Annotated in this window: 10 protein-coding genes; 3 read left to right on the forward strand and 7 right to left on the reverse strand. The window is 61.1% G+C overall.

Annotation, left to right across the window (positions count from 1 at the left end; all coding sequences use genetic code 11):
- Nucleotides 1–47 precede the first annotated feature (47 nt).
- The gene (locus tag AWM69_RS01475; RefSeq protein ID WP_218725613.1) at nucleotides 48–560 is read right to left on the reverse strand and encodes a dihydrofolate reductase; all 513 of its coding nucleotides are present in this window, start codon (nucleotides 558–560) and stop codon (nucleotides 48–50) included.
- A gap of 91 nt (nucleotides 561–651) precedes the next feature.
- On the opposite strand from AWM69_RS01475, the gene AWM69_RS01480 reads away from it, so the two are divergent.
- Nucleotides 652–2,031 carry a DUF2868 domain-containing protein gene (locus AWM69_RS01480; RefSeq protein ID WP_218725614.1) on the forward strand — a complete coding sequence of 460 codons (1,380 nt, stop codon included), beginning with the start codon at nucleotides 652–654 and terminating at the stop codon, nucleotides 2,029–2,031.
- On the forward strand, nucleotides 2,024–3,388 hold the full coding sequence (locus tag AWM69_RS01485; protein WP_048381095.1) for a GTPase/DUF3482 domain-containing protein: 1,365 nt from the start codon (nucleotides 2,024–2,026) through the stop codon (nucleotides 3,386–3,388). Before AWM69_RS01480 ends, AWM69_RS01485 begins: the two co-directional genes overlap by 8 nt.
- Nucleotides 3,389–3,437: 49 nt before the next feature.
- On the opposite strand, the gene AWM69_RS01490 is transcribed toward AWM69_RS01485, so the two are convergent.
- The 6 genes from AWM69_RS01490 to AWM69_RS01515 form a co-directional block, all read right to left on the reverse strand.
- Nucleotides 3,438–4,565 (reverse strand): TIGR03364 family FAD-dependent oxidoreductase, encoded by a 1,128-nt coding sequence (locus AWM69_RS01490; protein WP_218725615.1) that lies wholly within the window; start codon nucleotides 4,563–4,565, stop codon nucleotides 3,438–3,440.
- A gap of 124 nt (nucleotides 4,566–4,689) precedes the next feature.
- Complete coding sequence (locus tag AWM69_RS01495; RefSeq protein ID WP_131653459.1) at nucleotides 4,690–5,712, reverse strand: putative 2-aminoethylphosphonate ABC transporter substrate-binding protein; 1,023 nt, start codon at nucleotides 5,710–5,712, stop codon at nucleotides 4,690–4,692.
- Nucleotides 5,713–5,756: 44 nt separating this feature from the next.
- Nucleotides 5,757–7,472 carry a putative 2-aminoethylphosphonate ABC transporter permease subunit gene (locus AWM69_RS01500; protein WP_218725616.1) on the reverse strand — a complete coding sequence of 572 codons (1,716 nt, stop codon included), beginning with the start codon at nucleotides 7,470–7,472 and terminating at the stop codon, nucleotides 5,757–5,759.
- 1 nt (nucleotide 7,473) lies between these two features.
- Complete coding sequence (locus AWM69_RS01505; protein WP_131653461.1) at nucleotides 7,474–8,550, reverse strand: putative 2-aminoethylphosphonate ABC transporter ATP-binding protein; 1,077 nt, start codon at nucleotides 8,548–8,550, stop codon at nucleotides 7,474–7,476.
- Between the two features lie 119 nt (nucleotides 8,551–8,669).
- The gene (locus AWM69_RS01510; RefSeq protein WP_048381105.1) at nucleotides 8,670–9,533 is read right to left on the reverse strand and encodes a LysR family transcriptional regulator; all 864 of its coding nucleotides are present in this window, start codon (nucleotides 9,531–9,533) and stop codon (nucleotides 8,670–8,672) included.
- Nucleotides 9,534–9,549: 16 nt separating this feature from the next.
- Nucleotides 9,550–11,793, reverse strand: a complete 2,244-nt coding sequence (locus AWM69_RS01515; protein WP_131653462.1) for a heavy metal translocating P-type ATPase — start codon at nucleotides 11,791–11,793, stop codon at nucleotides 9,550–9,552.
- 87 nt (nucleotides 11,794–11,880) lie between these two features.
- Here AWM69_RS01515 and cadR point away from each other — a divergent pair, with 87 nt between their 5' ends.
- Nucleotides 11,881–12,330: a Cd(II)/Pb(II)-responsive transcriptional regulator gene (gene cadR / locus AWM69_RS01520; protein WP_131653463.1), complete on the forward strand. Its 450-nt coding sequence runs from the start codon at nucleotides 11,881–11,883 to the stop codon at nucleotides 12,328–12,330.
- Nucleotides 12,331–12,344 lie beyond the last annotated feature (14 nt).

Raw genomic sequence — 12,344 nt, forward strand, 5'->3', positions numbered from 1 at the left:
CTGCAGGAGCGGGCTTGCTCGCTCCTGCAGGGTATGTGGCTACTTCATCAAGCCCTTTCCCAGACCTCAAAGCTGAATGCCGGCTTGTCATCCGCCGCTGCATGCTGCTCCTGCGATACCAGCGTCCACTGCGCCTGATCAAACTCAGGGAACCATGCGTCGCCTTCCGGGCTCAGGCCCACCCGCGTCAGATACAACCGGTCGGCATCTGCCAGGCCCTGGGTGTACAGCTGCGCACCGCCAATCAGCATTACCTCGCTCACCCCCTGCTCGTGTGCCCACGCTTGCGCGCGCTCAACGGCGGCCTCAAGTGTGGCAAACACTTCGGCACCTTCGAGCTGCAAGTCGGTCTGACGACTGACCACAAGGTTCAGTCGACCGGGCAACGGGCGCCCCAGGGAATCCCAGGTTTTGCGACCCATGATGATCGGCTTGCCCAAGGTGGTGGCCTTGAAATATTTGAAATCCGCCGGCAAATGCCACGGCATGCTGTTGTCGACGCCGATCACGCGGTTTTCACCGAGGGCTGCGATCAGGCTGAGGGGGAGAGTTTTTTTCATGTCGGCGAGGATACCAGAGCCATCCCTGCAGACAGTACCCTGCCCGACGTAACAGCGGTTATGCTCACGGCTCATTTGAATGGAATGTCGCGTGACTCAACTTTCCCCACTGCAACGCCTCTGGCTGACCGAAACCGTGCGCTTGCGCGAAGAACATGCCGGCCCGCTGGATGACCTTGAAGCCAACCGTCATGCCCGCAGCACTGGCGGCGACCTCGCCGCGCGCCTGCAAACCCGAGCCTTGTGGCTGGCCGAGCGTGATGGTTTGCTCGGCGCCCTGCAGCATTGGCTGCGGGGCGCACGCCTGGCGCTGCTGGTTCTGGTTGTCCTCGCCGTACTCAGCGGTGCCGGGCTGGCCTTCGCCGCGCTGGGTGACGGCCAGGGCCCGGTCAATGTGTTCTGGGCGCTGGGCAGCTTGCTCGGGCTCAATCTGGTATTACTCGTGAGTTGGGGCCTGAGCCTGCTGTTCGCCGGTGAACAGGGCGCCAGCCTCGGTCGCGTGTGGTTGTGGCTCAGCGAAAAACTCGCGCGCGATGCTAAAGCCGCGCAATTGGCGCCCGCCCTGCTGCTGTTGCTGCAACGGCGCAAGCTCAACCGCTGGGCGCTCGGCACGCTGATCAATGGCCTGTGGCTGCTGGCGATGCTCAGCGCGCTGGTGATGATGCTGTTGCTCATGGCCACCCGCCGCTACGGCTTCATCTGGGAAACCACGATTCTCGGCGCCGACGTGTTCGTCACCGTAACCCGTGCCCTTGGCGCCCTGCCCGGTTTACTGGGCTTCAACGTGCCCACCGCGGAGATGATCCGCGTCAGCAATGACACCAGCTACAACTCCGAACTGTTGCGTCAGGCCTGGGCGATCTGGCTGGTGGGCGTACTGCTCATCTATGGCGTGATCCCGCGCCTGCTGCTCTGCGCTTTTTGCGCGTGGCGCTGGATAACCGGGCGCAATGCGCTGCAACTGGACCTGAGTCTTCCCGGCTATAGCCCATTGCGCGAGCGCTTGATGCCCAGCAGCGAACGCCTGGGCGTCAATGACATCGCCCCCGAGCAATTGCACGACGTGCAGGCCGGGCACACCGACTTGCACGCCAATGGCGCCTTGATCGTGGCCATCGAGCTGGATGATCAACACCCTTGGCCGCCGAAGCTGCCTGACACGATCATGGACGCCGGCATTCTCGACAGCCGCGAATCCCGGCAAAAGCTGCTGGAGCAAATGACCCGTTTTCCCCCGGCCCGCCTGGTGATCGCCTGCGACCCGCGCCGCTCGCCGGATCGCGGCAGCCTGGCATTAATTGGCGAGCTGTCGCGCAGTGCGGCGGACACCCGTGTATGGCTGTTGCAAGCCCCGCCAGGCCAAGCGCTCGACGCTGACCGCCTGGGTGACTGGCACGCCGCACTGAAACAACTGGGGTTGCCCTTTGCCGCCAGCCTTCCCTTGAACTGGCTGGAGACAGGCCATGACTAAGCCATTGACGCTGGCCGTGGTCGGCCACACCAATGTCGGTAAAACCTCATTGCTGCGCACGCTGACCCGCGATGTCGGGTTTGGCGAGGTGTCCCATCGCCCCAGTACCACACGCCATGTCGAAGGCGCACGCCTGTCAGTGGACGGTACCCCGCTGCTGGAGCTGTACGACACGCCGGGGCTGGAAGACGCCATTGCCCTGCTCGACTACCTGGAGCGCCTTGACCGTCCCGGCGAACGCCTGGATGGCCCGGCCCGGGTGGCACGCTTTCTGGACGGCAGCGAGGCCCGGCAGCGGTTTGAACAAGAAGCCAAAGTCCTGCGCCAACTGCTGGCTTCGGATGCCGGGCTGTACGTGATCGATGCCCGCGAACCGGTGCTGGCCAAATACCGTGACGAGCTCAGCGTCCTGGCCAGTTGCGGCAAGCCGCTGTTGCCGGTGCTCAATTTTGTCAGCAGCCCGCAGCACCGCGAACCCGAATGGCGCGACGCGCTGGCCCGGTTGGGCCTGCATGCGCTGGTGCGCTTTGACAGCGTGGCACCTCCTGAAGATGGCGAACGTCGCCTGTACGAAAGCCTGGCGTTATTGCTGGAACATTCGCGTGACGCCCTGCAGCGGCTGATTACGGATCAAGAAGCGCAACGCCAGGCCCGGCAACAGAGTGCCTTGCGCCTTATCGCAGAACTTTTGATCGACTGCGCCGCCTGCCGGCGCAGCGTGGTCAACGACAAAGCCGTCGAGCAACAGGCCATCGGTGAGCTGCGCCAGGCCGTTCGCCAGCGTGAGCAGCGTTGTGTCGAAGCCCTGCTCAAACTGTATGGATTCCGGACCAGTGATGCCGCCGCCGGTGACTTGCCGCTATTGGACGGACGCTGGGGCGATGACCTGTTCAATCCCGAAACCCTCAAGCAATTGGGGGTGCGGGTGGGCAGTGGTATTGCGGCGGGTGCCGCCGCCGGTGCAGGGGTGGATTTGATGGTGGGCGGTCTGACACTGGGCGCTGCAGCGCTGGCCGGGGCCATCGCCGGGGGCGCGCTGCAAACGGCCCGCAGCTATGGCAGCCGCTTGCTGGGCAAGTTCAAGGGTCAGCGTGAGCTGACCGTGGATGACAGCGTTTTGCGCTTGCTCGCCTTGCGCCAACGTCAATTGGTCCACGCTTTGAATGCCCGTGGGCATGCGGCAGTCGACAGTATCAAGGTTGCCATGCCTCAGGATAAAACCTGGCGCGAAGGCAAACTGCCAGAGGCTCTGAATAAAGCCCGCGCCCACCCGCAATGGTCGTCGCTCAACCCGCACCCCAAGCTGAGCCAGACCGAACGCCAGGAACAGATCGAAGCGCTGACGGAGCAGATCTGAACCCTCCCCGGTCGCCGCTGCCGCAGGCTGCGTTGCTGAGCCTGCGCCATCACTTTTCCCCCAATAGCCTGGCGATATTGCTCTCTGCCATCGCCGGTCCCACGCTCATGCCCACACCAGTGTGCATCAGCGCCGCATTCAAGCCGGGGGCCACCTCCAGCCACGTGAAGGGGCTGGCCCCTTTTGCACCATAGACCCCCTGCCAGCGCTCGACGACTTGCACCCGGCAATCCAGCGTTTCTTCACACAGCTGCAAAAGCCAGTTGTCGACCTGTTCGCCATTGAAGGGCGAAGGATCGCCGCTGTAGTCGTGAGAATCGCCGATGATCAGTTCACCGTAAGGCATGGGACTGATCAGCAGATGGATGCCGTGACTGTCCAGATGCGGGCTGTCCCGCAGAATTTCAGCCTGAACCGCCGCCGCTTGCGGCAGATCGGCAAAAGCGCCGTAATGCACACAGCTCAGACCGGTCAGCAATGCGTGCTGCAACTTCAAATCCACCTGTGGGCGTACACGGAGCATTTGCAGGCGGCAGATGCGCGGATTGAGTCGGGCCAAAGGCTCGGCCAGCAGGGTTTGGTAATCATGCCCCGAACACACAATCACCTGTGAGCCCTTGAAGCTGCCCGCCGTGGTGTGGACGCAACCTGGTTCAACTTCCCGTACCAGTGTCGAGAAGTGAAATTCGACCCCCAACGCACGGTGCAAATAGTTGATCAACGCCGGAATGGCTTCACGCGAATACACTTGCTGATCGTCCAGCCCGTGCAAGGCCGCACGGTGATGGCTGAACTGGCCGTCATACAGCCCCCGCAGATCAGCTCCGCGCAGCAATTCGGCACGATAGCCGTGCGCTTGCGCCCGACCTTGGCAAAAGGCTTCCAGCAGATGTTCTTCGGCCTCGGTGCGGGCAAACAGGAATGAACCATTGCGCTTGAGCCCGAACCCGGCGTGCTGCGCCCAGTCACCCCAAATGGACCGGCTGGCACGCGCCAGATCGAGCATGACACCTGGCGGCTGGCCGGTTACCAGCGCTTGGCCAAAGTTGCGAACCGAGGCGCCCAGCGGCGTGCCGGTGCGCTCGAAGACCCGGACTTTTAACCCGCGCTTTGCGGCGGCATAGGCATGGGACAACCCGAGAATACCGGCGCCTACGATAAGAATCTGTTGAGTCATGATCACATCCTGAAGGGCAAAACCCCTGCAGGAGCGAGCTTGCTCGCGATGGGCTCCCTGCGATGAATCAGTGACACCGCATCGCGAGCAAGCTCGCCCCTACAGGATTTACGTAGCCGCGAAATTACTGCGCCGCTTTCTCGGACTTGCCGTCGTAGCGCTTGCGCCATTCAGCGAGGATGCTGTCGCGGTTTTGCGAAGCCCAAGCGAAGTCATTTTTGATCAAGCGCTGTTCGTAGTCCGCCGGCAATTCGGTTTGCGGCTTGGCGATCCCCGGTTGCGCCAGTACGGCGAAGTTTTCCTTGTACAGCTCCATCGCTGCCGGGCTGGCAGAGAAGTCAGCCAGCTTCTTCGCTGCGTCTTCGTGTGGCGTGCCTTTGATCACAGCCGTGGCTTCGATCTCCCAGCCCAGGCCTTCTTTTGGCAGCACGATGTCCAGCGGTGCCCCCTGGCGCTTGAGCTGCACCGCCGGGTATTCAAACGATATCCCGATCGGGAATTCGCCTGCCGCCGCCAGTTTGCAGGGCTTGGAGCCAGAGTGAACGTACTGCCCGATGTTCTGGTGCAGGTCATCCATGAACTGCCAGCCCTGCTTCTCACCGAAGGTTTGCAACCACGCACTCACATCCAGAAAGCCGGTGCCCGAAGAGGCAGGGTTGGGCATCACGATCTTGCCCTTGTACTCAGGCTTGGTCAGGTCCTGCCAGCTCACTGGTTTGCTCAGGCCCTGTTTTTCAGCCTCGATGGTGTTGAAGCAAATGGTCGCGGCCCATACGTCCATGCCCACCCATGCCGGAGGGTTGGCTGCATCACGGTAGTTGGCACCGATCTTGTCCAGGTCATGGGGGGCATAGTTTTGCAACAGGCCTTGCTGGTCGAGAATCGCCAAGCTTGATGCCGCCAGCCCCCAGACCGCATCAGCCTGCGGCCGGGCTTTTTCGGCCAGCAGTTTGGCGGTGATGATGCCGGTGGAGTCACGCACCCATTTGATGCCCACGTCCGGATATGCCTTCTCGAAGGCTTGCTTATAGGTTTTCAGCTGCTCGGCCTCGAGCGCGGTGTAGACCGTCAATTCGGTTTTGGCGGCAAAAGCGTTAAGGCTAAAAGCGGTGAGGACAGCAGCGGCAAGAGCAAGAGGCTTGAACATGGTGCGGTTCCTTGAGGGTGTGGGAGCGTAGGTTGAGCCACGAATCATTGCGCAGGTACGCCTTGCCGCCAGGCTTGGGAGCGTCGCAGCAAGCCGCGCGAAGCCCAGGCCAGCAGCAGGGAGACGCCCGCCGAGGTGAACAGGATCAGGGTCGACATCGCCGCCGCGCCGCCGACGTTTCCGGCGTCGTCCATGTTCAGCACCGCCACGGCCGCGAGGATGGTGTCAGGGCTGTAGAGGAAGATGGCCGCCGAAACGGTGGTCATCGCCGAGACAAACAGGTAGCGCACGATATCCAGCAATGCGGGCAGGCAAATCGGCACGGTGACGCGCCAGTAGTGGCGATACAGCGGCGCCTTGAGGGACAGCGCAGCCGCTTCGAATTCACCATCGAGCTGGCGCAAGGCCGTGGTCGCGGTCATTTGTGCAGTGGTCAGATAGTGAGCAATGGTGCACACCACCAGCAGCGTCATGGTTCCGTAGAACACATGCAGCGGGTTGCCGCTCATGTTGAAAAAGAACACGTAGCCCAAGCCCAGCACCAGGCCCGGCACCGCCATCGGGACAAAACTGAGCATGCGCAGCGCCAGATTAAGACCCTTTTGACCGGTGGTTTTTTCCATCAGATAAGCGCCGGTAAAGATCACCACCGTGCCGATCAGGGCAGCGCACACTGCCATAGTCACGCTATTGCGGTAGGCCAGCCAGCCGCCGCCAGCGGTGTCGTTGAACTGGTAGTGACTGAGCGACAGCGACAGGTTGTAAGGCCAGAACTTCACCAGCGACGAGTACACCGCCATCCCGAACACCAGCAGCAAGGCGGCACAAATCAGCATCACGATGGCCAGGTAGCAGCGGTCACGGACTTCCGACGGGACCGGTTTGAACACTTGCGCACGGCCGCTCATCGAGTCGCCGTGTTGACGACGCAACCAGGCATCGACCCCGAAGCTGAACAGCGCTGGCAACAGCAGCACCATGCCAATCAATGCACCGCGACCAAACTGTTGTTGGCCGACCACGGCTTTGTAGGCTTCCAGCGCCAGCACTTGATAATCGCCACCCACCACCACCGGCACACCGAAATCGGTAATGGTCAGCGTGAACACCAGACAGAACGCTGCAAACACAGCCTGCCTGGTGCCCGGCCAGGTGATGCTGCGAAACGCCTTGAACGGTCCCGCGCCCATGCTTGAGGCGGCGTCAAACAAGCGCGCATCGGCCAGCGACAACGCCGAAAGCAAAATCATCAGCGCATGGGGGAAGGTATAAATCACTTCGCCCAGAACAATGCCCCAGAAGCCGTAAATGTTGTCCGAGACCAGCCCGCGCAACATGCCCTGATTACCGAACAGGTACACCAGCGCAATGCCGGGCAACATCGAGGGCGCCATCAGCGGCAGCAACGACAACCCGCGCCAGATGCGTTTTCCGGGGATCATGGTGCGCTGCAGCGCATAGGCAAACAGGTAGGCAAGCGGTACGACAATCGCCGCTACGCTGAGCGAAACCTTAAGGCTGTTACCGAGCAACCAGTGAAAGTTATCGCTGGTGACCAGCTCACGTGCGGCCACCCAGCCACCACCCTGACCGTCTTCAGCACTGAAGCCGCGCCAGAAGATCGCCAGCAGCGGCATCAACACCGCGACACCCAGCAGTAACAGCAGCAGAAGCTTGCCGCCGAGTACGAAAATCGTATCGCCGAATGGCGTTCGGGTTGTCAGTTTGCCGGGCAAAGGCAGGGCCATTTCAGCAGCCATCTCAGGCAAACACCTGAAGGCTTTCTGGCGGCAAGGCCACAAAAATCTCTTGTGCGCCCAGGCGCGGCAGGTCCTGGCTACCGACTTCAGCAGTCAGCGCATGGCCGGGCAACTGGTTCAGTTCAAAGCTCATGCGGCAACGATTACCGAGAAAAGTGATCTCGCGAACCCGTGCCGGAAACAGGTTTTCCTCATGCAGCAGCGGATTGACGCTGATGGCCTCCGGACGACAGAACAATCGCCCCGAGGCAGCCTGCCCGGCACCGGCGGCCAGACGCATGCTCATGCCGCCAACGTTGGCGTGACTATCGCTGCTGCGCTGAAAAGGCAGCCAGTTACCTTGCCCGACGAATTCGGCGACAAACGGGGTGGCCGGCTTGTCGTAGATGTCTTGTGGTGTCGCGTACTGCTCGACCTTGCCGTTATTCATCACGGCAATGCGATCAGCCATCAACATGGCCTCATCCTGGTTATGGGTCACCATCAAGGTGGTGATACCCAGCTGACGTTGCAGCTGTCGCAACTCAGTGCACAGATGCTCGCGAACCCGGGCGTCGAGAGCCGACATCGGTTCGTCGAGCAGTAACAAGGAAGGCGCTGGCGCCAAGGCACGAGCCAGGGCCACCCGCTGCTGCTGACCACCCGAGAGCTGGCCGGGGAATTTCTTTTCACTGCCGCTGAGGCCAACCAGGTCCAGCATCTCGCCAACCCGCTTGCGCACCACGTCACGATGACTGCCGGCCAGGCCGTATGCGATATTGGCTTCGACGCTCAGGTTGGGAAACAGCGCGTAGGACTGGAACAGGATCCCGTAATCCCGCGCTTGTGGCGCCAGGTCGGACACATCGCGATCACCCAGGTACAGCACGCCGCTGTCCTGCCGCTCCAGCCCGGCAATGCAGCGCAGCAAAGTGGTCTTGCCACAGCCGGACGGCCCCAGCAAACACACCAGCTCGCCGGCAGCGACATCCAGCGACACATCATCCAGCGCAGTAAAGGCGCCAAAGCGCTTGCTTACATTGCGCACTTTCATCGGTGCGCCGGGTTGGGTCAAAGCGGTGGTGTTCGAACGGTTCATGGATGCACCTCATCAAGCAGATGGAGGTCATCCTAGAGAGGCAATGCGTACAAGATGTGGCAACAAGGCAAAAGCTGCCGATAGTCGTATTGGCGGATTTTGGATAGCCACAGCCAGAATCAAGCCGGGGCCATTTCCTGCGCCAATCCAAGAAACGCGGCCGGCAAGCGTGCGGATTTACGCTCTTTGAGGCAGTAGAGGTACTCATGGATCACTGGGGCATTTTCCAGGGTCAGTACGCGCAGCTGCGGATCATGGGGGACTTCCTGGCGGGCGATGATACTGATCCCGATGTTGCGCAATACCGCTTCGCGAATCGACTCTCGACTGCCAATTTCCAGCAACGGACCAAATCCCACGCCTGCTGCTCCAAGCAGCGTTTCGGTCAACTGGCGTGTGGTCGAGCCCTCTTCACGCATCAACAGGCAATGTCCGGCCAAGGCACTGAGCGGCACATGCTCAAATGCGGCCAAGGGATGATTGCGGTGCACCGCCAGCACCAGTGGGTCGCTGCCAAGTACCCGGCGAATCAAGCGCGAATCCTCAAGCAACTGCGATGAAGCGGCCACATCAACCCGGTATTCCTCCAGTGCCTCCAGCACTTGCTGGGAGTTGCCAATATCCACCGATACCTGAATCTGCGGCAGCCGGGCGCGAAAGGCTTTGACCAGATCGAGGATGTAATACGGTGCGGTCGCGGCGATGCGCAACGTGCCGGCGCCCTGGCCGCTATTGCGCAAGAAGAACTCAATGTCGGCCTCTTGCTGCAACAGCAACTTGACCATCGGCAGCAGGCGCACGCCTTCATCACTGAGGGTCAGGCGCCGTCCGCCGCGATAGAACAGCTCTACCGCGTACTGGCTTTCAAGGTGCCGGATCTGTGTGGTCACGGTCGGCTGGCTGAGACCGAGCTTTTTCGCGGCCTGAGTAATGCTGCCCAATTGGGCCACCCGGTAAAACGCTTTCAGCTCTGCACTCAGCACTGCGGCCTCTCTTGATCTACTTGCGCAACAGGCGCAAGCCATTGAACACCACCAACAGGCTCACGCCCATGTCGGCAAACACGGCCATCCACATGGTGGCCAAACCGAGGAAGGTTACCGCAAGAAAGATCCCTTTAATGACCAATGCCAGGGCAATGTTCTGTTTGAGGATGCTGGAGGTCTGCCGTGACAAGCGGATGAATGCGGGTATTTTGCGCAGATCGTCGTCCATCAGGGCTACATCGGCAGTCTCTATCGCGGTATCGGTGCCCGCCGCCGCCATCGCAAAACCGATTTCGGCGCGAGCCAGGGCCGGGGCATCGTTGATGCCGTCACCGACCATGCCAACGTGATGCCCTTGGGCCGACAGCGCCTCAATGGCTTTTAGCTTATCGTCCGGCAGTAAATTGCCCTGGGATTGATCGATGCCCACCTGTGCGGCAATGGCACTGGCCGTGTGGGGATTGTCACCGGTCAGCATCAGGGTCTTGATCCCCAGTTCATGCAACTCGCGGATCGCTTCGCGACTGGATTCCTTGACGGTATCGGCCACGGCGAACAGCGCCAGCGGGCCAGAGCGGTCGCACAGCAGGATCACGGTCTTGCCTTGTTGCTCCAGGGCATCGAGCTTTTGCTCGAGCGCAGGCGAGCAAAGGCCCAGCTCCTCAACCAGACGATGGTTGCCCAAGTGGTACAACTCACCGTCGATTTCACCGCGAACACCGCGCCCGCTCAGGGCCGTGAAGTTATCCACAGCGCGCAACACCAGATTTTTATCCACAACCGCATTGGCCACCGCCAATGAAACCGGGTGATCGGAGCGGGTGGCCAAACTGGCGGCCAGCAACACGGCGCTTTCGGTTACCAGCGGATCAAGCGGCAGGTAGTCGGTTTGCACCGGTTTGCCGTGGGTGATGGTGCCGGTCTTGTCGAGGGCCAGATAGTCGAGTTTATGTCCGCTTTCGAGGTACACCCCGCCCTTGACCAGAATCCCTTTGCGCGCCGCTGCTGCCAGACCACTGACGATGGTCACCGGGGTCGAGATCACCAGCGCGCACGGGCATGCCACCACCAGCAATACCAACGCGCGGTAAACCCAATCGAACCACACGCCGTCCATCAACAGCGGCGGGATCACCGCCACCGCCAACGCAAACAGAAACACCACCGGGGTGTAGATTTTGGCGAAACTGTCCACAAAGCGCTGGGTCGGCGCCCGCGCACCCTGGGCTTGTTCCACCGCGTGGATGATACGGGCCAGTGTCGAGTGGTTGGCGGCAGCCGTTACCCGATATTCCAGCGAACCGGCCTGGTTGATGGTGCCGGCAAACACTTTGTCACCCACGGTTTTCTCAATCGGCAGGCTTTCGCCGGTGATCGGTGCCTGATCGATGGTCGAGTTGCCCGATACCACTTCGCCATCCAGGCCGATACGCTCGCCGGGGCGCACGCGCACCACCGCGCCGAGTTCAATGTCTTTCACCTCACGCTCAACCCAGCTGCCATCGGCCTGTTGCACGGTGGCTTTGTCCGGTGCCATTTGCATCAAGCCGCTGATCGCGTTGCGGGCGCGGTCGAGGGATTTGGCTTCGATCAGTTCGGCCACGGTAAACAGGAACATCACCATCGCCGCTTCAGGCCATTGGCCGATCAAAATCGCGCCCGTCACCGCGATGCTCATCAGCGCGTTGATATTCAGGTTGAGGTTTTTCAGGGCGATCCAGCCCTTTTTGTAGGTGGTCAGACCACCGCTAAGGATCGACGCCAGCGCCACCAGCGCGATCACCCAAGTGGGTGCCGCGTCGGTAAAGTGCAGCACCTCGGCGGCCAACGCGCCGACACCGGCCACGGCCAGCGGCCACCAGTGCTTCTTCGGCGCAGGTGCTGCCGGGGGACTGGCATCGGCGCCCTGTTCCAGGGGTTCAGCCTGCATGCCAAGGGATTTGATCGCTGCCACAATCGGATCGGTCGACGGCAGGTCATGGGTGACACCCAGCACCCGGTTGATCAGGTTGAATTCCAGTTGCTGCACACCCGCCAGCTTGCCCAGTTTGTTCTGGATCAGACTCTGCTCAGTCGGACAGTCCATGGCCTCGATGCGAAAAGTGCTCAGGCGCGAACCCGCCGTCGGGGCAGCGCTCAGCTTCACCACGCTCGGGGCTGACGCAGACGAACAGCAGCTGTGCGCATGGGGCGCGTGATCGTGGCTGTGCCCGCTATCGTGTTCGTGCTTGTGCGGAGTGTGAATGGAATCGCTCATCAGGTTGTGTCCATTAGAAGGTGCCTGTTGCCAAGTAAAGACCCTGTAGCCACTATAGGGTCAAGCAACCTTTCGGAGACAAGACTGATGAAAATTGGTGAGCTGGCAAAACTGACCGACTGTCAGGTCGAAACCATCCGTTATTACGAGCGCGAAAAGCTGCTGCCAGAGCCGGCCCGCAGTGACGGCAATTACCGTTTGTACACCCAGGCCCATGTCGAACGGCTGACCTTTATCCGCAATTGCCGCAGCCTGGACATGACACTCGAAGAGATCCGCAGCCTGCTCAATCTGCGCGACAGCCCGCAAGACCAGTGCCAGAGTGTCAATGCGCTGATCGACGAACATATCCACCACGTCAAGGCGCGGATCGATGGCTTGCTGGCGTTGCAGGTACAACTGCTCGACCTGCGCCAACGCTGCAGCCAAGGACTGGACAAGGATCATTGCGGGATTTTGCAGCGTCTGGAAGTCAGTGGCTCGGTGTCACCGCCTGAAGGTGAGTCGAGCCATGTGGGCAGAAGCCACGGGCATTGAGAAGGATCCCGACG

Origin of the sequence: Pseudomonas sp. D1HM, assembly GCF_019266105.1 — a bacterium.
GTDB classification, from domain to species: Bacteria; Pseudomonadota; Gammaproteobacteria; order Pseudomonadales; family Pseudomonadaceae; genus Aquipseudomonas; species Aquipseudomonas taetrolens.